We start from the raw sequence: 25,162 nt of genomic DNA, 5'->3' as shown, positions 1-25,162 counted from the left end.
ATCAACGAGCGGTTCTTGCCAACAGGATCGACGCAGAGAGAGGGAGGGACGAACGGATGAAGCTACGTCATGTGGTGGGTATCGGGTGCCTTGCCGTGTTGTCGGGGTGTGGGGGCGATCAGGGTTCGACGGATGCGAGCGTGCTCGCGCAGATGTCGAACGCGCAGGGCAACCAGAACGATCAAGGCAACCAGAACGACCAAGGCGATCAGAACGGCAACGGTGGTGCAAGCAAGCGGTCGGTGCTGCGCAGTGTCGACCCGATGATCGGCACCGCGAACCTCGACATCAACGCGGACTGGAGCAGCGGCGTGCGCGGTCACGGCCACGTCTATCCGGGCGCGACCGTGCCGTTCGGCATGGTGCAGCTCGGGCCCGACACGACCGGCGGCGCGCACACGCTGCCGTGGAACTGGGATCGTACGTCGGGCTACCAGTACGACGATCCGCTCATCACCGGCTTCACGCATACGCACCTGTCGGGCACCGGTATCGGCTCGGGCGGCGAAGTGCGATTCCTGCCGACGCTGGCACCGGTCGACACCGCGACGCTGGCCAAGGTGGCCGCCGATGCGTCGATCACCTACAACGCATCGTTTAGCCACGACGATGAAACCGCGAGCCCCGGCTACTACCGCGTGAAGATGGCGCCTGTCGGCAGCGGCAATACGCCGTGGAACGTCAAGGGCGCGAAGATCCTCGCCGAGATGACGGCTACCACGCATGCAGGCGTGCATCGCTACACGTATTTCCCGAGCGCGGCCGCGCAGAAGCGCAGCATGATCGTCAGCATCGACAACCCGATCGGCGGCTCGACCGCGAGCGGCAAGATCCAGGTCATCGACGCGCAGACGATCGCCGGCTGGGAGATCACCAACAACTGGGCGAACAACAAGCCGACGTACTTCGTCGCGCGTTTTTCGAAGCCGTTCGATACGAAGCACGTCGCGTTCAGCGCCGACGGCTTCAAGGCCTACCTGACGTTCGCCGGCGGCAACGACAGCGGCGGCGCGGTCACGGTGAAGGTCGGCATCTCGCCGTCGAGCGTCGCGGATGCGCAGGCCAATCTCGCGTCGGAAGTCGGTGCGAAGTCGTTCGACCAGGTGCGCGGCGCGGCCGAACGCGTGTGGGCCGACGCGCTTGACCGGATCCGGATCAAGGGCGGCAGCGCCGACCAGCGGACGATGTTCTACACGTCGCTGTATCGCACGATGCTCGCGCCGACCGTCTACAACAATGCGGACGGCAGCTACGTCGGCACCGATTCGACCAACGACGGCACGACGTCGCCGCCGACGACGAGCAAGCATGCGAATCCGGGCTTCGACTATTCGTCGACGTTCTCGCTGTGGGACACCTTCCGTGCCGAGTCGCCGTTGATGACGCTGGTGCAGCCCGAGCGTGTCGATGGCTGGGTGAAGTCGCTGCTCACGCAGTTCAGGCAGAACGGCAAGGGCGAGCTGCCGGTGTGGCCGCTCGCGCAGACGGAAACCTTCACGATGGCCGGCCACCCGTCGATCCCGCTGATCGCCGATGCGTACCTGAAACACCTGACGAGCGCGGGCATCGACGATATCTGGACCGCGCTGACGACCACGCAGAGCGCGAGTGCGCACGGTTTCGACCAGTACCGGCAGAGCGGCTACGTGTATGCCGGCGACAACGCATCGGTGTCGACGACGCAGGACTACGCGTTCGACGACTGGGCGACGGCCGCGGTCGGCAAGGCGGCGGGCAAGAGCACGGCCGACTACCGGCCCTACCTGCAGCGCAGCCAGAACTACCGGAACGTGTTCAACTCGGTGCTGAACAACGGCTGGACGTTCTCACAGCCGAAGGATGCGCAAGGCAACTGGACGGCGGGCTTCGACCCGACGGCGGCCGAGAAGACGGACTTCTCCGAATCGAATTCGTGGATCGATACGTGGAACATCTTCCATGACTTCCCCGGCCTCGTTGCGATGCTCGGCGGGAAAAGCCAGTTCGTCGCCCAGCTCGATCGCACGTTCGATCCGGCCAATCCGCTGACCTTCCTCGGCAACCAGGGCTTTCCGGATCTGACCGGCCGCAGCGGCCAGTTCTTCGCGGGGAACGAGCCGGCGAACCACCTGCCGTACCTGTACGACGTCGCGGGCATGCCGTCGAAGACGCAAGACCGTGTGCGCACCGTGATGGACGACATGTACTCGCTGACGCTGACGGCCGGCGATCGCGCGCTCTTGAGCGGCGACAGCCTGAAGGCCGCGCTGGCCGACCCGCGCCGCGTGCGCGATTCGGCGATTCCCGGCAACGACGATTGCGGACAGCTGTCCGCGTGGTACGTGTTGTCCGCGCTCGGCATCTATTCGCTGAACCCGGTGGGCGGCGTGTTCTACCTCGGCACGCCGCTGTTCGAGGAAGCGACGATCGACATTCCGGTCGCATCGGGAGGCGGGGGCGGCGGTGCGTTGAAGTTCGGCAAGTCACGGCGCTTCACCGTGACCGCGCACACGGCCGGCGGCGGCGCACCGTCATCGGTGAATCGCTACGTCCAGTCGGTCAGCCTGAACGGCACGCCGCTGCATCGGCCCTACATCACCTACGACGAGATGAAGGCCGGCGGCACGCTCGACTTCGTGATGGGTTCGGCGCCGAACGACGCATGGGTCGGCACCTGGAACGGGCAGGATCCGAACAGCGCGCTCGCGCCGTCGCTGGCGCTGGCCGTCAAGTAATCGGCAAACGGCCCGCTTCGACGCGGGCCATGTTCCTTCATCCAGCGGCGCCGGTCTCGACCGCGAGGCCGGCCGCCTTCCACTCCGGAAACCCGTCTTCCAGCCGCACGGCCGTGAAGCCGCGCGCGCGCAATGCGGCGACCGCCTCGACCGCAAACACACAGTACGGGCCGCGACAGTAGGCGACGATCTCCGTCCCGGCCGGCAACTCGCCCACGCGCGCATCGAGTTCGGACAGCGGGATGTTCAGCGCGCCCGGCAGGTGGCCCTGCGCGAATTCGTCTTGCGGACGGACGTCCAGCAGCGTGACGAGACCATCCGCGAGCCGCGCGGTCAGCTCGTCGCGCGACACGGGCTCCAGCGCATCGCGCGCGTGGAAGTAGTCGCCCATCACCTTGTTGACCTCGGCGACATTGCGCTCGCCCACGCGGCCGAGCGCCTTCATCAGCACGACGACCTCGCTGTCGCCAGCAAGGCGATACACGATGTGCTTGCCGCGCCGCTCGGTATCGACCAGGCGCGCACGCCGCAGGATCTGCAGGTGCCGCGACGTGTTCGCGAACGTCATCCCGGACAGGGCCGTCAGTTCCTCGACCGACCGCTCGCGCTGGGCGAGATGCTCGAGCAATTCCAGGCGGTTCGGATGGCCGATCGCCTGCGCCACCTCGGCGAGGCTGGCGTAAATCGCTTGCTTGGGTCCCGCGCTTGACACGTGGCCGCTCCTCGATCAATCATTCATCAAATTGATTGAATGTTAGCGTATTCGCGGGACGGAGACAATCCGATGATCCTCAGACCATTCCGGCATCCCGATACGGGACGCATTTCACCTCTGTCCGGTTGCGGTGGCAAGGCTGCTGGTGTGCCGCCCGCACCGCCAGCCGACGCGCGACGGCGCGCGGTCAACGCGGGTCGCGATGCGGCAGGGGGCTGATGCGATGTCAAATGTAGCGATCGCGCCAGGCGGGCGCGCAGTGGCGCTCGGCCTGCGCGAGAACTGGCGGCAATTCGCGCTGCTCGTGCTGGTCAACGCGTTCGTCGGCGGGATGGTCGGCATCGAGCGCACGGTCGTGCCGCTGATCGGCGCCGAGCAGTTCCATCTCGAATCGACCGCGCTGATCACGTCGTTCATCGTCAGCTTCGGGCTGGTCAAGGCATTCGCAAACCTCGTGTCGGGCCAGCTTGCCGACACGTGGGGGCGCAAGCGCGTGCTGGTCGCCGGCTGGCTGCTCGGTCTGCCCGTGCCGTTCATGATCATCGCTGCGCCGAACTGGGAATGGGTGATCGCCGCGAACGTGCTGCTCGGGCTGAGTCAGGGGTTCGCGTGGTCGATGACCGTGATCATGAAGGTCGACCTCGTCGGCCCGAAAAGCCGCGGGCTCGCGGTCGGCCTGAACGAATTCGCCGGCTATTTCGCGGTGGGCGCGACCGCATTCGCGACCGGCTATCTCGCGAGCCGCTACGGGTTGCGGCCGACGCCGATCTACCTCGGCGTGTTCTACGCGTTCGCGGGCCTGCTGCTGTCGATCCTCGTCGTGCGCGACACGCGCGAGCATGTGCGGCTGGAAAGCGGCCAGCCGACCGGTGCGTGCGCGCTGTCGTTTCGCGAAGTCTTCATGCTGACGTCGTTCCGCAACCGGAACCTGTTCGCGGCATCGCAGGCTGGCATGATCAACAACCTCAACGACGGGATGAGCTGGGGCATCTTCCCGTTGTTCTTTACGACGCTCGGGCTCGGCATCGAGCGGATCGGCATCCTGAAGGCCGTTTATCCGGTCGTATGGGGCAGTTGCCAGATCGTCACCGGGCCGCTGAGCGACCGGTGGGGCCGCAAGGGGCTGATCGTCGCCGGGATGTGGGTGCAGGCGGCCGGGCTTGCGCTGACCGCGCTGACGGGGCAGTTCCGGTGGTGGCTCGTGGCGAGCGTATTGCTCGGCCTCGGCACGGCGATGGTCTATCCGAGCCTGATCGCGGCCGTGTCCGATGCGTCCGAGCCCGGCTGGCGCGCGCGCTCGCTGAGCGTGTACCGGTTCTGGCGCGATCTCGGCTATGCGATCGGCGCGTTGTCGGCCGGCCTGATGGCCGACCGCTTCGGTTTCGCCGCTGCGATCCTCGTGGTGGCCGCCGTGACGTTCGCGTCTGGAGGCGTCGTCGCGATTATGATGCGGGAACGCCACTGACAGGGTTCCCCGACATGGACGCGCCGCTTCCGCCGATCTCTGCCCCGATTCCCGAAACGGAACCTGAAACCGAAACCGTCGCCGAGCCGCGTGCGTCGCGGCTGCATCGCCCGGTCGCGCTCGTCACTGGATCGACGTCGGGCATCGGCGCGGCGATCGCACGCCGCCTGGCGGCGGACGGCTATGCGGTGATCCTGCATTCGCGCAGTTCGGCCGACGCGGGGCGCGCGATGGCGCGTGAACTCGGCGCGGCCTATGTGCAGGCCGATCTCGCCGACGATGCCGAACGCGTGCGGCTGATCCGCGACGCACTGGCCGTGCACGGGCGGCTCGACGTCCTCGTCAACAACGCGGGCGTCAGTCGCGTGATTCCGCATGACGACCTTGCCGCGGCGACGCCCGACGTGTGGCGCGAGATGCACGAGATCAACGTGATCGCACCATTCCGGCTCGTCACCGAAGCAGAGGCCGCGCTGCGCGAGGCGGCGTCGCACGGGCGGGCCGGGTGTGTCGTGAACGTCAGTTCGCATGCGGGCGTGCGGCCGAAGGGCGCGTCGATTCCCTATGCGGCGGCGAAGGCCGCGCTCAATCACACGACACGGCTGCTCGCGCGCACGCTCGCGCCGGCGATTCGCGTCAATGCGGTCGCGCCGGGGCTCGTCGATACGCCGCTCACGGCTGACTGGACGGACGCGCAGCAGCTCTGGCGCGAGCGCGCGCCGATGCGCCGTGCGGCGACGCCGGATGACATCGCGCAGACGGTCGCGATGCTCGTCGCGTCTGATTACGTGACGGGCGAGATCGTGATGCTTGATGGGGGAATGAACCTGACGTGATGCGGTGGTGCGGTGGTGCGGTGATGTGGCGATGCAGCGTCGCGGTGTTGTGGCGATGCGGTGATGTCGTGATGCAGTGTCGCGGCCGAACAGCCGCGCGCAGTTGTAATACACGCGATTGCCGCGACCGCTTTCCTGCCTGTGTCCGCTGATCAGCCGAGGCGCGACCGCAGTTGCGCGAGCGCGTGGTCGTGCGTGCGTTCGAACTTCAGCGGCGTGACGGCGACATACCCTTCGCCGAGTGCGACCGTTTCCGAATCCGGATCGTCCTCGCGCGGCGCACGGGCCAGTTTCAGCCAGTGATAGTCGATCTCGCGCGGGTCGCGCCCCGACACGATATCGACGCCCTGCAGTGTGCCGGCACCCTGGTTCGTCACCTTCAGGCCGTGCACGTCCTCGGCTGGCCGTGCGGGGAAATTCACGTTGAGGCACGCATCGCTGTCCCAGCCGGCGGCGACGAGCCGGCGAATGACGTCCGGCGCGAGCGCCAGCGCAGTGCCCCACGGCACCGCATTGCGGTCGGTGAAGGCCTGGCTCAGCGCGATGGCCGGCACACCGACCAGCATGCTCGTCATCGCGGCGCCGACCGTGCCGGAGAACACCGTTTCGGTGCCGAGATTCGCGCCGCGATTCACGCCGGACAGCACGACGTCGGGCCGCGCATCCTTCATCAGATGGCTGACCGCGATCGCGACGCAATCGCCGGGTGTGCCGCGCACCGCGAAGCGGCGTTCGCCCTTGCGATGCACGCGCAGCGGTTCGTGCAGGCTCAGCGAATGCGACGTGCCGCTCTGGTCTTCCGCCGGCGCGACGATCCACACATCGCGCGCCAGTTGCGTGGCGACCTGTTCGAGCACGTCAAGGCCGGGGGCGTCGAATCCGTCGTCGTTGGTGAGCAGCACACGATCGAACAGCGGGCGGGTTTCTTGCATCGGAGCGATCCTCGCGGAGATGGGTAAGGAGAGGGAGCAGCGTGGCGCAAGCCACAAGGCTAGCATTCCCGCGCGAGAATCGTCGTGTCGTGCGGTCGGCGCGGATGTGAAAACGGGCGCATCGCGCGCCCGTTCGTCGGTGGCCGTGCGGCGTGCGCGGCGGGTCGGAACCGCTCAGCCGAGCAGGTGCCGCAGCACGCCGGCCGATACGACGCCGACGATGACGGTCGGCAGGATCGACAGGCGCGTCGCCGCAATCAGCGTAACGGCCAGCGCGAGCAGGTCGGCCGGGCGCGTCGACACGAAGGCCGGCGCGATCACCGAGATCAGCACGCAGCCGGGCACGTTCTCCATCACCGACGCCATGCGCGGGCTCAGCGTGCGGTTGCGCAGCAGCACGTAGCCGAGGATGCGCGACAGGTAAGTCGTCGACGCCATCAACACGATCGTCACGACCGTATTGAGATCCGGGAAATCAGGCATCGCGCGGCTCCCACAGCAGCGCGGCGATCAGCCCCGCGCAGGCGCCGGCCGCGACGTACCATGCGCCGGGCACGGCCAGGTGCGTGGCCGCCGCGACGACGAGGCTCACGAACCACGGGCGGCTCGCGCGCATCCCTTTCCACATCCCGCGCAACAGCACCAGGAAGACGGCCGTGAACGCCATGTCGAAGCCGTACTGCTCGACGTTGCCGATCGTCGGGCCGACCGCCGCGCCGAGCGTGGTCATCGAGATCCACGTCAGGTAGAGCCCCACGCAGATGCCGGCGTAATAGGGCACGCTGATGTGCGTGGCCGAGCGCGCCCGGGCGTCGGCGAGCGACATCGCCCAGCTTTCGTCGCACATGAAGAACAGCGCGAAGAACGCGCGGCGGCGGGGCAGGCGGCGGATATACGGCTCGAATGCGGCGCCCATCAGGATGTGGCGCGAATTCACGAGGAACGACATCGCGACGATCAGCGCGATGTGCGGCGGCGACGTCCACAGATGGATCGCCGCGAATTCGGAACCGCCGCCGAAGTTCATGCCGGTCATCATCGGCACTTCGAACAGGCTCAGCCCTTTCTGCGCGGCCTGCGCGCCCAGCACGAGCGCGAACGGCACGAAGCCCAGCATGACGGGCAGCGCCGCGCGCAATCCGCGACCCATCTCGGCGACATAGGCGGGCTTGTCGCGAAGCCCTGACGACGTTGAAACGCTACTGCTCATTACTCCTCCTTCGGGGGAGGGATTGTCTGCTTTTTTGACTCGAATCGGGTTGCGTTGTGGCCATGAATTTCAGAGAATTTGGCATCAAACGCAGAATTCTGGAATTTATTGGAATCGGATGCCAAATGAAACTTGACGCCATCGACCGCCGGATCCTGAGCGCGCTCCAGCGCGACGGCCGCATGCAGAACGTGGAACTCGCGCACGAGGTCGGGCTGTCGCCGTCGCCGTGCCTGCGGCGCGTGCGGCTTCTCGAGGAGGCCGGCGTGATCGAGAAATACGTGGCCGTGCTGAATCCCGCGAAAGTCGGCAAGGGCCTGACGATCTTCACGCGCGTGTGGCTGAAGGGGCAGGACGCGGAGTCGGTGAACCGCTTCGCCGAGGCCGTCCAGCAGATGCCGGAAGTCGTCGAATGCCACCTGATGGCGGGCGACTGCGATTTCCTGCTGCGCGTTGTCGCTGCCGATATCGACGACTACCGGCGCTTCCAGATGGAGACCCTCACGCGTATCCCGGGCGTGCTGAGCGTGAAGACCGACATTCCGATGCAGAAGGTCAAGCTCACGTCGGCGCTGCCGACCTAGCGCGATACGGGCGTGCGGTCGCGCGACGACGGGTCGACGGATCGACGAACGGTCACGGCTCGGTGACAATCGTCCGATAGACTGATGAATCACGCCAGTTCGAGCATGTTGCCGGTGTTGTCGCGCGACGTTCGGTGCGTGCGCAACTAACGGTCAATGTCGATGCGATCGGGCAGGCGGCGCTGCGCGCCGGGTCATGCGCAGGCGCGGGTACATTCCTTCTTGTCGGGCCATTCATGCAGCCATTCAACAATCCGTGGAATTCGCTGGAAATCGTCAAGCTCGTGCTCGGCGTGCTGACGCCGTTGTCGGTCGCGTGTCTCGGCTGGCTCGTCGCGCGCCGGCTGAAACGGCTCGAACTCGTGCAGTGGACCAACCAGCGGCTGATCGAGAAACGCCTCGCGCTGTACGACGCGGTCGCGCCGCAGCTCAATGCGCTGCTGTGCTTCTACACGTGGATCGGTTACTGGAAGGACATCTCGCCGGACGACGTGATCCGCGCGAAGCGCGAGCTCGACCGCACGTTTCACATCTATCGCTACCTGTTCGACGACGCCGTGTACGACGCGTATCACACGTATATTCACGCGTTGTTCGACGTGCATACGGGCCCGGGCCGCGACGCGCGGATCCGCTCGCTGATCCAGGCGCCCGACGGCGACCGCAGCGTGCACGGCTCGTACGAATGGAAACCGGTGTGGTCCGACCGTTTCGCGACTGCGAATGTCGTGCCGAAGGACGACGTGCTGCGGTATTACACGCACCTGATGGAGCAGCTGCGCGTGGCACTGGGCGCGACGCGCTGACGGCCCGGCGGCGTGCATCGCACGTTGTTTCTCCAGTATCGGAATCCGCCACCCGGCGGCACGGATTCTCACCCTCGCGCACGCGGCGGATGCGGTGTGCGGCGCCTGCTGACATGCTTGCGCCAAGTTCACTTGCGCGAGGTCCGTATGGTTGTCGATACCGGCTGCCGGCCGCTCATGATCCGCCCGCCTGGCGCGGGCATGCGGCGTCTCTTCTCCGGCGATTCTCCCGAACCGCATGCCATGTCGCTGCCGGTCGAACCGCAGATCGGCGACATCGTGTTTATCCGCGTGACAGTGCGGCCGTTTCTCGAGGTGGCCAGTGCGACACGCGCGTGGACGAATCACGTGGGGATCGTCGTCGGCGAACGTGGCGGCGAGGTGCTGATTGCGGAGAGCACGTTCCCGCTGTCGCGCGTGACGACGATGTCGCGCTTCCTTGCGCGTTCCGATCGCGGCGCGTGCGTGATCGCGCGCCTGAAGCAGCCGCTCGATGCCAGGCAGCGGCGTCGGCTCGTCGATGCGGCGATGCGTCGGATCGGCGTGGTCTACGACACGGGTTTCAATCTCGCGTCGAGCCGGCAGTTCTGCTCGCGGTTCGTGCGTGAGGTCGTGCGCGATGCGACGCGGATCGTGCTCGGCGACGTCGAGACGTTCGACACGCTGCTGCGCCGGAATCCCGATCATCCGCTCGGCTTCTGGAAGGTCTGGTATTTCGGCCGGATTCCGTGGCAACGCCGCACGGTGACGCCGGCGAGCCTGATGGAGAGCGGGGAACTGCGCGTGGTGACGGATACGCGCGATCGCGACGGCGATGCGCGGGCAGGCGGAGAGCGGGCGCGATGCGGGGCAGGCGGGCCGTCGGTCGCTTGACGAGCGGCTGGCCGATTCGACGCCGCCGTGCCCTGACGTGATTCAGGCGAACGAGATCACGAGCTTCTTGCCGCACGCGGCCGCGTACTTGCGCAACGTATCGATCGACGGCGAGTGCCGGCCGGTCGCGAGTGCGCGTTCGAGCCGTGTGACGGCAGGCGCCTTCGTACCCATGCGCTCGGCCACCTCGGCTTGCGAAAGGCCGGCGGCCCGCCGGGCGGCCAGCATCGCGTCGAGCAGCGCGAATTCCTCGCGGTTCAGTCGTTCGTATTCGGCGCGTACTTCCGGATCGGCCAACGCGCGTTCGCGCAGGGCCTTATAGGTTGCCATATCGAACCTCCTTCAAACGGCGGCGCGCGGTGGCCAGTTCTTTATGCGGCGTTCTCTGCGTCTTCTTCACGAAGCTGTGAAGCATGACGATCCGCCGGTTGACGACCGCGCAGTAAAACACACGGGCGATACCTTCCAGGCCCTTCAGGCGCATTTCATACAACCCTTCGCCTATCGGCTTGGTGTGAGGTTCGCCCAGATTCGGGCCGCACCGCTCCATACGATCGGCGAGTGCGAAGAACCTGGCGGTGAGCGTTTTCGGCAACGCAAACACGCCCGCTTCGACCTGCGCGCTGAAGAAACGGATTTCATACGCGACGGTTTGCATAGTAACAAATATGTTATCTATTCACAAGAAAGCGCGCCGTCGTGTGTCATGAGGGCGGCTCGCGGAATGCACGGAAACGCCGGGGAGACGTTCGGACGTTTCCCCGGTGCTTCATTGCTGAAGTGCGAGCCGGATTGTTTGCCGGTGGCCCGAATTCGACTAACTGGCCGAACGGATATCGGGCCTGCCCGGATGTTGCGGGAGGGTTTCGGGAGATTGCGGGATCAGTTCCGTCCCGCGATGGCGAGCCGCGCGGCGAGCCCGACGAACACGGTGCCGAGCAGGTATTGCGGCAGTTTCGACGGGCGGCGGCGTGCGCCGATCCGCTGGCTCAACCGGCTCGCGGAGAGAATGACCGCGCCGTTGACGACGAGCCCGATCAGGTTCAGCACTGTCGCGAGCACGAGGATCTGCACGGCGATCGAACCATGCTCGGGCCGCACGAACTGCGGGAACAGCGCGAGCACGAACAGCGCCATCTTCGGGTTCAGCAGGTTGGTCGTCAGCCCCTGGCGGAAGATCGTCGCGCTCGAGTGGCGACGCTGCGACGCGACGGGAGACAGCGCGGTCGCGTCCGAGCGGAACGTCTTCCATGCGAGATACAGCAGATACGCGGCACCGGCGAAGCGCACGGCATCGTACGCGATCGGCACCGCGACAAAGAGTTGCGACAGCCCGAGCGCCGCCGCGAGCGCGTGGCAGTAGGTGCCGGCCTGAATGCCCGCGAGCGTCGCGAAGCCGGCGCGTCGCCCCTGGCTCACGCTGCGGGACGCGATCAGCAGCATGTCGGGGCCCGGCGTGGCGGTCAGCGCGAGACACGCGCCGGAGAACAGCGCGAGCGTGGAGAGATCGATCATGGAAGGCCCTTGCGCCGGAACGGCGTAAAGGACGATCAGTTTAGAAGGGCGTACGAGGCCGGTCAATCGGATGCGGAGGCAGCGGCACGCGCTTCGGATGCGATCGTGCGTCGATGCATCCGTTTCGCCTGCGATGGCGGAATGCCTGCGAAGCCGGTCGCGCGCGGCGCTTCCGGCGAGGTGTCATGCACGCGCGGCCGGTGCAGCCGTCACGGCTGGCGGCACGCGACCTGATAGTCGATCACGGTGTTATTGGCCGGCTTGTCCGGTTCGCCGCCGACGGTCGTCACGCCGAGCACGCCAACCGCATTCCGGTACCGCAGCGCGCAATACCCCATGCCGGTGCCCGAGCACGCTTCGGCCTCGACGATGCCGTGTTTTGCGAGCGTCGCGGCGCCGTCCATCGGGTCCGGCTTCTCGCGCGGCCGCAACGGCTGCCAGCCGTGCGCGATCAGGATCTTGCGCGCCGCGTCGAGCGGCTTGCCGTACACGTTGGGCACGGCCGTGCGGCCGTGGCAGAACGTGTGTTCTGCGGCGACGCGGGTCAGGCGCAGCGTGCCGTGCTCGTCGCGCAATTCGGCGACCGGCGGCGCGGGGCCGTCGCCGCCCCAGAGCAACAGCGCGCCGCTTTCCAGCGGATCGGCCGAGCCGAGCTGCCAGCCGGCGGCGCGCGACGTGTACGCGAGCGCGATCAGCGTCGTGCCGTCGAAGACGCCGACATTGCCGTTGCGCGCAAAGCAGATCGCACTGGTGCCCGCCTTGAATCCGCTCGCGAACGTGACGACCTGATAGCGGCCGAGCGGCGCCTCGGACGTGACGATCCAGCCGAGCTTCGCGACTTCGCGGCCGGCCGCGCTGGTTGTTTGCTTCACGCGATACTGCGTGCAGAACGCGTCGAGCGTGCCGTTCTCCGGCGAGCGCGGCAGCGTGGAGATCGGCACCAGCGATGCACCGGCGATCTCCGACGCGGTGTGAAGCGGTTCAGCCGATGCCGTGCCGTTCAGCGCGGCGCACGCAACAAGTGCGGCGACCGATGCGATGCGGCCGATGAAGGGCAGGGCAATGAAGCGGGGCACGCGAACGTCTCCGGATGACAGGAACATGCGCGTCCGACGGGTTGCCGGCGGCGCGCCTGTGCGTTGCCGGTCAATCAGCCCTTCGCAACGACATCGATCCGCAGCGCGTCGCCACCCGCGACGATCGCCAGCAGCCGGTCGACGTTCGGATGCGCGCCCGGGCGGTTGCGCGCGTCGGCAGTATGCTCCGCGAACACGGCCAGGCCGTGCTCGGCGGCATTCGCGTCGAGCGTACCGAACGCCTGTTTCAGGTAGTGGTACACCGCGAGCGAACCTTGCTTGCCCGGCTGGTTCTCGATCGTCGCGACCACGTCGCCGTTCGCGCCGACGAGATCGATGCGCGCGATGCCGTCGATGGCCGGCAGTTGCGCGAGGTTGTCCTTGAATACTGGGGTCGGTTGAATCACTGAAAACACTCCGTCGGTTCGGTCATGGGCCACAGAACGTGGCCGGCCGTATCTTATCCGATCGGCTTCGGCGCACCGGCCGGTGCGCCCGCGTCGCGCGAGCGCTCGATATCCGGGCTGCGATACGCGCGCTCGGGAATTTCGGCGAGTCGCGACGCGTGCACTTGCCGCGGCGCGAGGCCATAGAACTTCTGAAAACTCATGATCAGCGGCGACCACTTGTCCGGATCGACGCGGTCGGAGTGGCCGTTCATCAGCAGGTCAGGATGCACGTGCACTCGCTGGATGCGCACCTCGAACACGCGAATGTGGCCGCGCAGGTCGCGCGCTTCTTCCCCGATCCCGTGCGTCGCCGCGACGACCGCTTCCATGTGCACCGGGCATTCGAGCGCCCGCGGCGGCGCGACGGTTTGCGACGCCGCTTCGGTAAGCCCGGCCGTGCCGAACTTGTCGGGTTCGAACACATAACCCTTCGCACGCTTGCCGTCGGGCACCGGATACGTGCCCGTCGTGCGCGCGATCCGGTCGACTACGTGCGCCTGTGCCGCCGATGGCAGGTTCAGCACGCATTCTCCGGTACGCAGCAGGTTGCGGGTGGTCTGCGAACTGGCGGCGATGCCGATCACGCCGCGCCAGCCGAGCCAGAATGCGGACGAGATCGGTGCGAGATTGGCCGTGCCGTTCTCGTTCAGCGTGCTGACCAGCACGACGGGCGTGCCGAAATAAAGGATGTTCGGTTCGGTGACGCAATGCGGAGCATTCATGGTCGGCGCCTTCGTTGACGGATCAGCCCGCATGCTGATCCTCGCGCGGCAGCGCGGCGCTCCGAATCTTGTCGTGTCATTCGGACGGCGGCGGCGCGATGAGGGGACGGGAACTGCGCGTCATACACGAGCGGTGTCGGGCGGACGGCCGACTGTCGCAACCGCCGGCTTCCGCGTGCGCCGGCATCGCGCTTGCTTTTCCGCTACAGTAGGACATCGCCGACCGCGCCCGCCGACCCGACGCGCTCACGTTCCAGAATTCCACACGAGGGCCCCGATGCACACGCCGCAACGCTATACCGAGGATGCGCCGACGCGCGCGGAAGTCGACGCACTCGCGGGCACCACCGTCATCGAATTCGGTACAAACTGGTGCGGGATCTGCGCCGCCGCGCAGCCCGCGATCGTCGCGTCGTTCGCCACGCATCCTGCCGTGCGGCACCTGAAGATCGAGGATGGCCCGGGCCGCCCGCTTGGCCGCTCGTTCCGCGTGAAGCTGTGGCCGACGCTGGTGTTCCTGCGCGACGGCGTCGAAGTGGCGCGCGTCGTGCGCCCCGCCGACGCGAAGCAGATCGAAGCCGACGGCTTCGCCGCGCTGGGCTGAGGTCGAGGCGATGCAACAGGCCATCACGCATATCGGCGTCGACACGCGTGGCAGCGGCCTCGTCGAATTCACGCCGCAGGTGCGTGCGTTCGTCGACCAGCAGGCGATCCGCACGGGCCTGCTCACCGTGTTCTGCCGCCATACGTCGGCGTCGCTGCTGATCCAGGAGAACGCAGATCCGTCGGTGCGGCGCGATCTCGAACGCTTTTTCGCGACGCTCGCGCCCGAGGACGACACACGCTACGAGCACGACACCGAAGGTGCCGACGACATGCCGGCGCATCTTCGCACCGCGCTCACGCAAGTGCAGTTGTCGATTCCGGTCGAACAAGGGCGCATGGTGCTCGGCACCTGGCAGGGGATCTACCTGTTCGAGCACCGCCGCGCGGCACACCGGCGCGATATCGTGCTGCACCTGATCGGCGAATAAACGGGAAGGTGAGAGGGGGCGCCTGATGCCGCGCTGGCGCGCCATGCCGTATGCGTCTGCACGCGGCGCACCGATTCAGGCGAGCAGCTTCTCGACGAGCGCGCCGAGTTCACGCAGGTGGACGGGCTTCGGCAGGAATTCGTCGAACACCTGCTTGTTCTCGCGCAGCGCGGCCGATTCATACGCGCTGACGCCGAGGATCGCCGGATGCCGGCCGTCGTCGTCGGGTACCGCAACTGCGCGAATGCGCCGTGCGACCTCGAAGCCGCTCAGGTCCGGCAGCTCGAGATCGAGCACGACGATGTCGTAGCGGCTCGCGCCGAAGCGCGCGACACCTTCCTGCCCGGTGCTGCACAGGTCGGCGTCGATGCCGAGCGCCGACAGCATCGCGCCGAGCGTTTCGCGTGCGTTGTCGTCGTCGTCGACCACCAGCGCGCGCCGGTCGCGGTGCGCGGCCGCGTGCGGCAGAGCGGGCGCATCCGCGGCCGCGTTGCCGGCGGTGTCGATGCCGGGCACTTCGGCCGGCAGCGTAACGACGAACTCGCTGCCTTCGCCCACCGTGCTGCGCACGTCCACATGCCCACGCAGCGTCGTCACGATTTCACGCACGACGGCGAGCCCCATGCCGATTCCGTCCACATGCAGCCCGACCGCGTCGTTCGCGCGATAGAACGGCTCGAAGATCTTCGACAGGTGTGGTTTCGCGATGCCGGCGCCGGTGTCGCGCACGGCGATCCGCAATTGCTGGCCGGCCGGCGCGTCGGCGAGCGTGATCGACACGTCGATCGATCCGCCGAGCGTGTACTTGACCGAGTTCTCGATCAGGTTCGACAGCACCTGGCGCAGCAGCTTGCGATCGGAACGGATCGCCAGATCGTGCGGCTCGACCTGTTGCGCGACCGCGATCCGCTTGGCCGCGATCTTCTCGCGCAGCGGATCGAGCACCTCGGCGAGCAGCGACGCCATGCCGACGGTTTCCCGTTCGGCGAGGCGCTTCGTCGAGCGCAGCTTGATGTAATCGGTCAGGTCCTTGACGAGTGCCTCGAGCGACAGCGCGGAATTCTGCAGCCGCCGGATCGTCTTCAGGTTCGCGTCCGACTGCGGGCGCGCGAGGAGGATCTCGACCGATCCGCAGATCGCCTGCAGCGGTGTGCGCAACTCGTGGCTGACCATTCCGAGGAACGCGTTTTTCGCCTCGATCATTTCGAATGCGCGGTCGGACGCCTTGCGTTCCGCGTCGAGCGCCGCGTCCTGCCGTTCGAGCAGGTCGTCACGCGTGCGCATCGTATAGAACAGCAGCAGGAACAGCGCGCACAGGATGATGCCGAGCACGATGCCGAGGATCAGGATCGCGCGCTGCTTTTCCTTCAGCTGATGGAACGTGAAGTCGCGCTGCGCCATCTCGATCGCGCGGAAATAGTTCGCGAGGCCGTTGACCTTCGGCCAGTACGCGTTCACCTCGTCGATCACCTGCCGTGCGTGCTGCGGCGTATCGCGCAGCGGCGGTACGTCGCGCTTCAGGCGCGTCATGAATTCGCCGAGTGCGTCGATCTCGTTGCGCGCGCGCGGGATGCGCAGCCAGTATCGGGACACTTCCGACGGCCGCTGCAGAAAGCCGAACGACACCGACAGGCTGTCGAGCTGCATCTGGACGTGATCGAAGTCGTCGTCCTCGTGCGTCGCGTAGAGGATCAGTTGCCGGTCGAACCGCGTATAGACGTTCCGGTATTGCGCGGCGGTCCAGAACACGCCTTCGCGGGGCCCTTCGAGTACGCCCTCGTTGACCGAGGTGGCGAGGAGGTCCCACAGCAGGAACGCCCACGCGGCGAACCCCATGATCCACAGCGAGCCGAGGATCAGGATGATTTTTCTATTTTTCCATCGCCCGCGTTTCATTTCACTTCACGGTCAGGCCGATGATCTGCCACGCGAACTTGGCTTCGCCGAGCGGCGTCTTCAGTTCGTCGGGATACTGGTCGCGCGGGTACATGATCCACAGCGGGCCGTAGTTGTCGTTGTCGAGCACCTTGCCGTTCATCGTCCGCGCGAGGATCACGCCGTAGCGATCGGCGTCGGACACGGGAATCGTGAACGTGTACTCGTCGATGCAGCGGAACTCGATCTGCGTGCCGTGCGCGCCGACCGTCTTCAGGATGTCGGACAGGCGCGGGCCGGTGAAGGTCGCCTTCGGCGTCCAGCTCGTCGACGTGACGATCGTGTGCTGGGGCAGCGCCATCAGCGCCTGCTCGGAGAAGACGTAAGTCGACTTGCCCTGCTGGTTGTGCTTGTCGATCTTGCCGTCGACGGTGAAACTGAACGACGAAGCGGCCCAGGCCGCGGCGGCCATGCCGAGCAGGCAGGCCGTCAGCAGGCTCTTGGTCCAGATGTTCGGAATTCGCATGTCATGCCCTCGGTCTTGTCGTGTTGTGTGGTGGGTTGTGTTTCTGGTCTCAGTTCGCGGCGGCCGCGGCCGGCAGTGTGATCTTCAGTTCGCGCGCCACTTCGGCGAACAGGATCGGCAGGCGCACCGGCTTTTCCTCGCAGCGCGCGTTGTAGTGCGACACGATGTGCGCGATTTCGTCTTCGCTGGCTTCGCCGGTCGAGATCTTGCCGGTCAGCAGGAAGATCGGCGCGCCGCTGTTCTCGCTCGAACGGATGCCGCGCACGAGCTCGGCGGCGGTCTGGTCGCCGAGCATCCAGTCGAGGATGTAGCCGTCGAAATCCTCGACCTCCAGTGCCTTGCGGAACGTCGCGCCGTCGAAGTACGGGATCGCGTTCACGCCTTTTTCGATGAAATATTCACAGACGGTTTCGGCGACGTCCTGCGAATCGTCGACCACGGCAATCCGCGCCGCATACACGTTCGGCTGGGTCGAGCGCAGCTCGATCACGTCGACCGGATACGTGCGGCCCTCGCGCGCGTGCTGACGCTCGGTGATGAGCCATTCGCCCTGCCACTGCAGCGCGACGAAGTCCGTCTCGATCTGGCTGCTCGCCTTGGTCGAGATCGCGGCGCGGCAGCGAAAGCGCCGCGACTCGATCACGAGCGTCGCGTCGATCATCTCGGCCGCGGCCGGCTGCGTGCCCTTGTCGTCGAGCAGGATCGCGGGCGGCACGCCGAAATGCGTCGCAATGTCCTGCAACTGCGACAGGTTCCACGGGATCAGGCCTTTCATCTTGCGCGTGACGACCGAGAAACTGAGGCCGAGCACGTTCGCGATCGTCGTGTTGTGACTTCGCGGCGGAATGCCGTTCCGGTTCAGTAGGTCGCGCACCTTGTTGGCGGTGATGAGATCGACGTTGGCCTGCTCGCTGTTGGACATCTCGATGGGGTCTCCAGGGGTTTTGGGCGAGGGAGAGCATATCAAAACTGACGTGACACGCAAACTTTGAAAAAGCGAATCACCTTGACATGCCGTTTTTCTTCATTATTATTGCTCACCACGTCACCTTTGTTTGTCGCGTCATGTTTGGAGATCGCAGCCGGCAACAGCCGGTACAACGAAAAGCGACAACAATGAAGCGGTGACTGAACGATTCGAAGAGAGAACCTGAGAGAGCCTTGGAGTGCGTGTCGGCGTCGACGGATTGTATCCGTTGCGCCGCGCGCGACCGGGTGCGAGCTCACGGGGGTGAAAAGCTCGAAGAATTGCGGCGCCAATAAAACTTGAGGAAAGTACCAATGTACCGCCGTTTACTCGCACCGGGGCTGCTGTTGCTATTGGCCGCGTGCGCGCAGGATCCGTCCGCCACCAGCAACACGGTGCGGATCTGCGACGACGCAGGTTGTTCCGACCGTCCTAAAGATCAGGTGTCCTATCAAAAAAAGGACGATTCGGAAGACCGGGAAGATCCGCGCATCGCCGCGCTGAAGCAAACCGCGAAGACCCAGCCGAAGGCCGCCTACGATCTCGGCCTGCGCTATTTCCGCGGCGACGGCGTGCGCCAGGACAGCTACCAGGCACTCAAGTGGATGCGCGAGGCCGCCGAGCGGGGCGACCTGCAGGCGCAGAAGGCGCTCGGCAGTTTCTACCTGTTCGGCCTCGAGGAAATGGGCTCCGACGCGCGCGAAGCTGAGAAGTGGCTGTCGATCGCGGCCGGCCGCGGCGACAAGGAATCGAAGAAACTGCTCGACCTTGCACGCAAGGCCAAGAAGGAAGACGAAGAAGACTGGAAATGGCGCACGCAATGGCGTGACGTCTATTACGGCTACTGGTACTCGGGCTATCCGTACTACGGCGTCTGGCAGCAGACGTACTGGTACTACTGACCGGGCCTGAAGCAACGGGGGCAGCAGCGGGGAGACCACCATCGCGCGCCAGCCGGGGGGCTTATCGAAGTTCGCACGAACACATAAGCCGAACAACGACTCTAATCGATCGACAACGACATGAAGACCAACCTTTCCCAACGTCTCACTCAAGGTGCGCTGGTTGCAGCGCTTTGCGCGTCCGTGGCGGGCTGCGGCGGCGTAGTGACGCCCGGCGGTCAGAACGCGGGCGTGACCGGTGCCGCCGCGGGCGGCGCGAGCGCCGGCGCTGATTCGGGGCTGCAGCGCTGCACGTCGCCGCTCGGCACGATCGCCGTCGACGACGGCCGCAACGCCGACTGGTGGGGCCCGTTCGGCAGCGCGACCAAGATGACGACGATCGACCCGCTGCTGCGCCTGGCCGTCCAGCAGTCGAACTGCTTCGTGATCACGTCGATCGGCAACCAGAAGAGCGATGCGCGCCTGTCGCGCATCACGCAACTGCAGCGCAACTCGGGCGAATACCGCGCGGGCTCGAAGCAGCAGAAGGGCCAGCGTGTCGCGGCCGACTATTACATGGAACCGCAGATCGTCATCAACGATTCGCCGATCGGCGGCATCGGCAGCATGATCGGCGGGCTGATCGGCAACAGCGCGGTGGCGGCGGTGGCCGGCCACCTGCAGACGAAGGCATCGGTCGTCACGCTGACGCTGTTCGACGTGCGTTCGGCCGTGCAGATCGCCGCGTCGGAAGGCAGCTCGACGGCGACCAACTACGGTGCCGCGCTGGGCGGCTTCGGCGGCGGCGTGGGCGGTGCGCTGGCCGGTTTCTCGTCGACGCCGGAAGGCAAGGCGACCGTCGTCGCGTTCATCGACGCGTACAACAAGATGGTCGTCGCACTGCGCAGCTACAAGGCGCAGGACGTCAAGGGCGGCCTCGGCCGCGGCGGCCAGCTGCAGGTCAACTGACGCTCATCGGCCGGCGGCGGGCCGCTGGCCGTGTCCTGATTTCTGATTCGTGATTGTCTGTGCGCGCGGGTGATCCGCGCGTGCCGGCTTCGTTCGTCCTTTTCGTTTGAGGTAATCCGATGAAAGCCGCTGCATTGATCGCATTGACCTGTCTGGCGCTGACCGCTTGCGGCGGCGGCGACGACAATTCCTCACCCGCCGCGTCCGGCGGATCGGGGACGAGCAACAACGGCGGCAGCGGCGGCACCGGCGGCACCGGCGGTAGTGGGAGCGGTGGCTCGGGTGGTTCGGGCGGCGGCACGATGACGTGGCGCTACGACGCACAGCAGATCGCGGCCGATCAGGCGAGTTTCGTGACACTTCTCAACAGTGAAGGCGCAAAGGGCTATCGCTATCTGGGCGATTACTACTACAACGCATCCAACGGCGGTTCGCGCTCGATCTTCGTGAACGACGGCACCGCGCAGACCTACACGTACCAGTTGCAATCGACGCCGGGCGACTGGACGACCTTCCTCAGCCAGGCCAACACGCAGGGCACGAACGGCTATCGCTACGAAGGGCCGCTCACGTACGGCTACCTGTATCGCAAGGATGGCGGTTCGTCCGCCACCTACGCGTACACAACGACCGGCCTGCCTGCCGACCCGAACGCGTTCCTCACGCAGGCGAACGGCCAGGGCCAGTCGGGCTACTGGTTCCTGGGCCCGATGGTGATCGGCTCGGTGCAGGCGAACGTGTACATGAAGAACAATGCGTCGAGCGCGACCTACACGTACGACGCCCTCGCGCCGACGACGAATGTCAGCGACTTCATCGCGCAGGCCAACAGCGAGGGCGCGAAGGGTTATCGCGCGAAGGGCGCGATGCTGTTCGGCAGCACGATCTCGTGGGTCTACGTGAAGGACCAGACGCAGTCGCCGACCTTCACGTACCAGTCGGCCGCGATCCAGTCGACCGGCGCGAGTTTCGTGCAGCAGGCGAACGGATTCGGTGCGCAAGGATCCGCGTACCTGAGCGATATCGCGCTCGGCACCACGCCGCCGATCGTGATGGCATCGTTCTATTTCAAGCCGGCGAACTGCACGGGCTTCCTGTGCACGACGCTCAATCCGCTCACGCAGAACTGAGCGGGCGCTGCCGGCGCAACAGCGCGCGGGCGATCCGGTGAGGACGTCCCGCGCGGTTCGAATCAGGTGCCTCGGTGCGTCACGAAATTCGTTGACGCATCTTTTGCCGCCGGCTTGCCGGCGGCATTTCATTTTTGGCGCGCCCGCGTCGATTCGACGAAGCAGCCTGTCCGGACGGATCGGTGCGCGACACACGATTCCGCCGTCACGTTTCGTTCAAGTTCAAAACAAGCATTCAAATAGATAGGACGAGTACTAAAGTATTAATGCATTCCTGATTTTCGCAGTGTCGTTTGGCATGATCGGGACATCACTATCCCGACTGTTTCCATCGTGACGTCCGCCCGGAGGGGATCTGCCACAGGTCCGCGCTCAGGGTTCCGTCACGCCGAGCCATGCCATACAGCGCGCTTCAGTCCATTCGCCGCTACCAGAGCATTTCGATGTTCGGGGGCGGTGTCGTCGTCACGATCCTGATCCTGATCGCCTGCGGGCTCGGGATCACGTCGATCGTTTACGGCCATCTGGACGGCGAGCGGCGCAATTTCCTGAACGGTGTCGAGGAAGCGGCCAACGAGGTGCGGGTGGCCGAGACGTCGTTCCGCAACGGCGTCACGAATACGCAACTCATCTGGCGCGAGATCGGCGCGGCGCCGGCCGACGTCGTGAACACGTTCTTCACCGACGGCCAGCAGCTCGCGATCAGGCCGTATCCGTCGCTCGTGGTCGGCGTGCCGGGGCAAACCGTGCAGCGCGACGAAGTCGCGCGCTATCTCGCGATGTCGTTCCTGCTGTCGCGCATCTGCGCGGCGAGCTCGCTCAATCGTGGGCGCACGCTTGAGGGCTATCACTACAGCACGCGCACGGGGGTGTTCGGCTTAGTGCCGCATCTGTCGCGCGACCATCCGGCACTTGCGTCGGCCGACGCGCGTGCGCCTGTGCTCGATGCATTGCGCGTCGATTTCGACGGCTCGCCGCCGGCCCCGAACGACGGCCGCCCGAATGTCCGCTGGCTGCCGCCGTACATCAACCCCGTCACCGGGCAGGTGCGCATTCGCGTCGCCGCCGAGGCACGCGCCGCTGGCCAGCCGTTCGCGGTGCTGGTCACCGAATACGCACCCGAATACCTGCTGTCATGGCTGCCCGGGCGCGGGTTGGCCGGCACGTTCTTCATCACGTCGGCGGACAACCGGCTGATCGCGATCGATCCCGACGTCGAACGCACGAACGCACTGACGGCGCGGCTGGTGAATCTCGACGTCGCGCATCGTGGTACCGCGTCCGCCGAGCCGCGCTTTCGCGACGGTGCGATCGTCTTCAGCAGCAAGCTCGCGGCCACCGGCTGGACAATTGCCTACGTGCTGTCATGGGGCGACGTGTTGGCCGGCGTCGGCGTGCAGGCCGGTGCGCTCGCGGCGTCGACCCTTGTTGCAATCGCCGTGATGTGGTTGCTGCTCGTGCGTTTTCACCGGCGCGTGCTCGTGCCGGTCTACGCGCGCTCGGCCCGCGTGTTCGACAGCGAGGCGCTGTGCCGCAACGTGATCGCGATGGCGCCGGTCGGCATCGGCCTCGTGTCGTTGTCCGACCGGCGCGTGATGCTCGCGAGCGACACGCTCACGCAGATGCTGCTGCCGCATGGCGGCGATCACCATGCGCTGTCCGCGCGGGCACTCGAGAAGTACGACGCGTTCGTCGCGAACGGCGGGGCCGGCCGGACGATGACGAACGAACTCGTGCTCGACGCGCATGGCGATACGCCGCTGCACCTGCAGGTCATCGCGCACGGCGCACGTTATCAGGGCGAGGACGTGCTGATCGCGACGTTCGCCGACACGAGCGCGCAGCGCCGCCTCGTTCATCAGCTCGAGGAAGCGGTGCGCGCGGCCGATTCGGCGAATGCGGCCAAGTCGTCGTTTCTTGCCGCGACGAGTCACGAGATCCGCACGCCGCTGAACGTGATCCTCGGCAACCTCGAGCTGCTCGAGCGCACGGCGCTCGATGCTTCGCAGCAAAGCCGGGTGCAGACGCTGCGCGCGTCGGCCGAAGGGCTGCTCGCGATCGTCAGCGACGTGCTCGATTTCTCGAAGATCGAAGCCGGTGCGATGTCGGTCGAGTCGATCGAGTTCGACGTGATCGCGGTGATCGAGCGCGAGCTCGCGGCATTCGCGCCGGTCGCAAAGGCAAAAGGGTTGCCGCTGTTCGCCGATATCGATGCGAGCGGCGCGCAGCGAATGCGCGGCGATCCGACGCGGCTCGCACAGGTGGTCGGCAACCTGTTGGGCAACGCGATCAAGTTCACGAGTAACGGGCGCATCGTCGCGCGCGTGGCGGTCGGGCGAAGTGCGCGCGGTGAGCCCGAGATCGCCATCGGCATCGAGGATACCGGCATCGGGATTGATCTCGCGCAGCAGGCGCGGTTGTTCAAGCCGTTCTCGCAGGTCGACGCATCGATCACGCGGCGCTACGGCGGCACGGGGCTCGGGCTCGCGCTGTGCGATCGGCTGGTCGCCGCGATGGGCGGCACGATTTCGGTCGACAGCGCGCCGCGCGTCGGCAGCCTGTTCACCGTGCGCTTGCCGCTGCGCATGGGCATTGCGCCGAAATCCCCGGCCGGTGCGGGCGCCGGCCAGACACTGATCGTCGTGTCGGCGGAGGACGCGTGGCGTGCGTTCGCATTTCCGCATCTGCGTGCATGGGGTTTCGACGTCGCGATGCATCCGAGTCCGATCGGGATTGCCGCCGGGTGCCTCGCGCGTGCACACGCGATCGTGCTCTTCGGCGATTCCGACCAATGGCGGCGCGAGGAACTCGACAGCCTCGGCGGCGGTACGCCGGTCGTGCTGGCTACGCCGGACGGCCCGCTGCAGCCGGACGTCGCGGGCCGCACGATTCGCGTGTCGAGCTATTCGCTGAACGGGCTGTACATGGCGATCGCACCGGCGCGAATGGCTACCGCCGAATCGCCGCGCGGGCTGGGGCGCGCGACCGATTTCGGGCAGCCGACACTGCCGGCTTCCGGTGCGCGTGTGCCACGTGTGCTGGTCGCCGACGATGCGGCCGTCAACGGGTCGATTTTCCGCGAGCAGCTGGATGTGCTCGGTTGCATGGTCCGGTGCGTGTCGTCCGGCGACGCGGCGCTCGACACGCTCGCGAACGGCGCGTGGGACGTGCTGCTGCTCGGTGCCGACCTGCCCGACATGTCGGCCCGGGAACTGGCGGAAGCCGTCCATTCGCGTGCGTTGCCGTGCGACATGATCGTCGTGGCATCGCATCTGGCGCCCGACGATGCCCGGCGTTACGCGGCATCGAACGTCGCGTGTGTGTTGACCAAGCCGGTGACACTGGCCGACCTGCGCCGTGGCCTCGCCCGCATCGCGCGGCGGCCGAGCGGCCCGCTTCAAGCGCAATGGTCGCCACGGCGACACACTGGCCGGGACGATAAAAGAGGCGGCGCGACGGCGACGTAGATCGCCTGCGTCAGAACTGGGAAGGCAGACGCGTCGCATCGCTTCGATGCCGCGTGATTTCGACTGAAGAAGGAAGGGTAAGGCCGTGCGCTATATGGGAAAGGTGTTCGGGCTGTTGCTTGGATTCGCGACGCTGCCGGAGAAATCCAGACGGGATTTCCTGACGAAACTGAACGAATTCATGATGATGTCGCCGTCGCAGAAGCGGCGGGCCATCAGCGAGTGGCAGCGTGCCGCGGATGACGGGGCTGGCGAGCCGGACAGAACCGCGGTCAAGCATTAGGGAGCGGCTTCGGCCGCTCTGCGGGACGGGACGGATCGACGGCGTGGGGGCGTCGCCGATCGGATGCGCGTGGGCGGCGGACTATCGACGGTTCGTGTCGCAACGTCGTATCGGGTACGTCTGCCGGCAAGAT

26 protein-coding genes are annotated in these 25,162 nt (G+C 66.3%); 13 read left to right on the top strand and 13 right to left on the bottom strand.

Annotated features, from left to right (window positions below):
- Positions 1-56: 56 nt before the first annotated feature.
- Positions 57-2,714 (top strand): GH92 family glycosyl hydrolase, encoded by a 2,658-nt coding sequence (locus tag KEC55_RS25935; protein ID WP_282507965.1) that lies wholly within the window; start codon positions 57-59, stop codon positions 2,712-2,714.
- Between the two features lie 37 nt (positions 2,715-2,751).
- On the opposite strand, the gene KEC55_RS25930 is transcribed toward KEC55_RS25935, so the two are convergent.
- Entirely contained in the window at positions 2,752-3,426 is a 675-nt protein-coding gene (locus tag KEC55_RS25930) for an ArsR/SmtB family transcription factor (protein WP_282507964.1), read from the bottom strand.
- A 226-nt stretch (positions 3,427-3,652) separates the two neighbouring features.
- On the opposite strand from KEC55_RS25930, the gene KEC55_RS25925 reads away from it, so the two are divergent.
- Positions 3,653-4,894: an MFS transporter gene (locus KEC55_RS25925; protein WP_282507962.1), complete on the top strand. Its 1,242-nt coding sequence runs from the start codon at positions 3,653-3,655 to the stop codon at positions 4,892-4,894.
- 14 nt (positions 4,895-4,908) lie between these two features.
- Positions 4,909-5,730: an SDR family NAD(P)-dependent oxidoreductase gene (locus KEC55_RS25920; protein ID WP_282507961.1), complete on the top strand. Its 822-nt coding sequence runs from the start codon at positions 4,909-4,911 to the stop codon at positions 5,728-5,730.
- A gap of 152 nt (positions 5,731-5,882) precedes the next feature.
- Here KEC55_RS25920 and surE read toward each other — a convergent pair whose 3' ends face one another.
- The 3 genes from surE to KEC55_RS25905 all read right to left on the bottom strand — a co-directional run bounded on the left by surE (position 5,883) and on the right by KEC55_RS25905 (position 7,872).
- Entirely contained in the window at positions 5,883-6,662 is a 780-nt protein-coding gene (gene surE / locus KEC55_RS25915) for a 5'/3'-nucleotidase SurE (RefSeq protein WP_282507960.1), read from the bottom strand.
- A gap of 174 nt (positions 6,663-6,836) precedes the next feature.
- Positions 6,837-7,145 (bottom strand): AzlD family protein, encoded by a 309-nt coding sequence (locus KEC55_RS25910; protein ID WP_282507959.1) that lies wholly within the window; start codon positions 7,143-7,145, stop codon positions 6,837-6,839.
- A complete protein-coding gene (locus KEC55_RS25905) occupies positions 7,138-7,872 on the bottom strand; it encodes an AzlC family ABC transporter permease (RefSeq protein WP_059696142.1) in 735 nt (244 codons plus the stop codon). Before KEC55_RS25905 ends, KEC55_RS25910 begins: the two co-directional genes overlap by 8 nt.
- Before the next feature lie 125 nt (positions 7,873-7,997).
- On the opposite strand from KEC55_RS25905, the gene KEC55_RS25900 reads away from it, so the two are divergent.
- The 3 genes from KEC55_RS25900 to KEC55_RS25890 all read left to right on the top strand — a co-directional run bounded on the left by KEC55_RS25900 (position 7,998) and on the right by KEC55_RS25890 (position 10,135).
- A complete protein-coding gene (locus KEC55_RS25900) occupies positions 7,998-8,456 on the top strand; it encodes an Lrp/AsnC family transcriptional regulator (RefSeq protein WP_012365188.1) in 459 nt (152 codons plus the stop codon).
- Positions 8,457-8,692: 236 nt separating this feature from the next.
- Positions 8,693-9,262 (top strand): hypothetical protein, encoded by a 570-nt coding sequence (locus KEC55_RS25895; RefSeq protein WP_282507958.1) that lies wholly within the window; start codon positions 8,693-8,695, stop codon positions 9,260-9,262.
- Between the two features lie 147 nt (positions 9,263-9,409).
- The gene (locus tag KEC55_RS25890) at positions 9,410-10,135 is read left to right on the top strand and encodes a YebB family permuted papain-like enzyme (RefSeq protein WP_282507957.1); all 726 of its coding nucleotides are present in this window, start codon (positions 9,410-9,412) and stop codon (positions 10,133-10,135) included.
- 42 nt (positions 10,136-10,177) lie between these two features.
- Here the strand turns inward: KEC55_RS25890 and KEC55_RS25885 are convergent, their stop codons facing one another.
- The 6 genes from KEC55_RS25885 to KEC55_RS25860 form a co-directional block, all read right to left on the bottom strand.
- Positions 10,178-10,465, bottom strand: coding sequence for a helix-turn-helix domain-containing protein (locus KEC55_RS25885; RefSeq protein ID WP_282507956.1), 288 nt, complete (start codon positions 10,463-10,465; stop codon positions 10,178-10,180).
- The gene (locus KEC55_RS25880) at positions 10,452-10,793 is read right to left on the bottom strand and encodes a type II toxin-antitoxin system RelE/ParE family toxin (RefSeq protein ID WP_282507955.1); all 342 of its coding nucleotides are present in this window, start codon (positions 10,791-10,793) and stop codon (positions 10,452-10,454) included. The genes KEC55_RS25885 and KEC55_RS25880 overlap by 14 nt, the downstream gene beginning before the upstream one ends.
- Before the next feature lie 224 nt (positions 10,794-11,017).
- A complete protein-coding gene (locus tag KEC55_RS25875; protein ID WP_282507954.1) occupies positions 11,018-11,650 on the bottom strand; it encodes a LysE family translocator in 633 nt (210 codons plus the stop codon).
- A gap of 209 nt (positions 11,651-11,859) precedes the next feature.
- Positions 11,860-12,753 (bottom strand): PASTA domain-containing protein, encoded by an 894-nt coding sequence (locus tag KEC55_RS25870; RefSeq protein ID WP_432626299.1) that lies wholly within the window; start codon positions 12,751-12,753, stop codon positions 11,860-11,862.
- 47 nt (positions 12,754-12,800) lie between these two features.
- On the bottom strand, positions 12,801-13,133 hold the full coding sequence (locus KEC55_RS25865; RefSeq protein ID WP_282507952.1) for a DUF2322 family protein: 333 nt from the start codon (positions 13,131-13,133) through the stop codon (positions 12,801-12,803).
- A 53-nt stretch (positions 13,134-13,186) separates the two neighbouring features.
- Positions 13,187-13,897 (bottom strand): flavin reductase family protein, encoded by a 711-nt coding sequence (locus KEC55_RS25860; RefSeq protein ID WP_282507951.1) that lies wholly within the window; start codon positions 13,895-13,897, stop codon positions 13,187-13,189.
- A 277-nt stretch (positions 13,898-14,174) separates the two neighbouring features.
- Between KEC55_RS25860 and KEC55_RS25855 the strand changes: the two genes are divergently transcribed.
- Positions 14,175-14,501, top strand: coding sequence for a thioredoxin family protein (locus KEC55_RS25855; RefSeq protein ID WP_282507950.1), 327 nt, complete (start codon positions 14,175-14,177; stop codon positions 14,499-14,501).
- Between the two features lie 10 nt (positions 14,502-14,511).
- A complete protein-coding gene (locus KEC55_RS25850; RefSeq protein ID WP_282507949.1) occupies positions 14,512-14,931 on the top strand; it encodes a secondary thiamine-phosphate synthase enzyme YjbQ in 420 nt (139 codons plus the stop codon).
- 75 nt (positions 14,932-15,006) lie between these two features.
- Here KEC55_RS25850 and atsR read toward each other — a convergent pair whose 3' ends face one another.
- From atsR to KEC55_RS25835, 3 genes are read right to left on the bottom strand one after another with little or no spacing between them, the layout of a single operon-like run.
- A complete protein-coding gene (gene atsR, locus KEC55_RS25845) occupies positions 15,007-16,827 on the bottom strand; it encodes a hybrid sensor histidine kinase/response regulator AtsR (RefSeq protein ID WP_282507948.1) in 1,821 nt (606 codons plus the stop codon).
- A gap of 1 nt (position 16,828) precedes the next feature.
- On the bottom strand, positions 16,829-17,332 hold the full coding sequence (locus tag KEC55_RS25840; protein WP_282507947.1) for a molybdopterin-dependent oxidoreductase: 504 nt from the start codon (positions 17,330-17,332) through the stop codon (positions 16,829-16,831).
- A gap of 49 nt (positions 17,333-17,381) precedes the next feature.
- A complete protein-coding gene (locus tag KEC55_RS25835; protein ID WP_085038381.1) occupies positions 17,382-18,254 on the bottom strand; it encodes a response regulator in 873 nt (290 codons plus the stop codon).
- Positions 18,255-18,613: 359 nt separating this feature from the next.
- On the opposite strand from KEC55_RS25835, the gene KEC55_RS25830 reads away from it, so the two are divergent.
- The 5 genes from KEC55_RS25830 to KEC55_RS25810 all read left to right on the top strand — a co-directional run bounded on the left by KEC55_RS25830 (position 18,614) and on the right by KEC55_RS25810 (position 25,029).
- Positions 18,614-19,201 carry a tetratricopeptide repeat protein gene (locus KEC55_RS25830; protein ID WP_282507946.1) on the top strand — a complete coding sequence of 196 codons (588 nt, stop codon included), beginning with the start codon at positions 18,614-18,616 and terminating at the stop codon, positions 19,199-19,201.
- A gap of 120 nt (positions 19,202-19,321) precedes the next feature.
- Positions 19,322-20,149: a hypothetical protein gene (locus KEC55_RS25825; RefSeq protein ID WP_282507945.1), complete on the top strand. Its 828-nt coding sequence runs from the start codon at positions 19,322-19,324 to the stop codon at positions 20,147-20,149.
- Between the two features lie 119 nt (positions 20,150-20,268).
- A complete protein-coding gene (locus tag KEC55_RS25820) occupies positions 20,269-21,279 on the top strand; it encodes a hypothetical protein (RefSeq protein ID WP_282507944.1) in 1,011 nt (336 codons plus the stop codon).
- A gap of 395 nt (positions 21,280-21,674) precedes the next feature.
- Positions 21,675-24,746 carry an ATP-binding protein gene (locus KEC55_RS25815; protein ID WP_282507943.1) on the top strand — a complete coding sequence of 1,024 codons (3,072 nt, stop codon included), beginning with the start codon at positions 21,675-21,677 and terminating at the stop codon, positions 24,744-24,746.
- A gap of 94 nt (positions 24,747-24,840) precedes the next feature.
- On the top strand, positions 24,841-25,029 hold the full coding sequence (locus tag KEC55_RS25810; protein ID WP_282511432.1) for a hypothetical protein: 189 nt from the start codon (positions 24,841-24,843) through the stop codon (positions 25,027-25,029).
- Positions 25,030-25,162: the final 133 nt, after the last annotated feature.

This window comes from Burkholderia cepacia (assembly GCF_029962485.1).
In the GTDB taxonomy this organism is placed as follows: Bacteria; Pseudomonadota; Gammaproteobacteria; order Burkholderiales; family Burkholderiaceae; genus Burkholderia.
The sequence above is the reverse complement of the archived record's forward strand: the minus strand, read 5'-3'. Positions and strand labels throughout refer to the sequence as shown.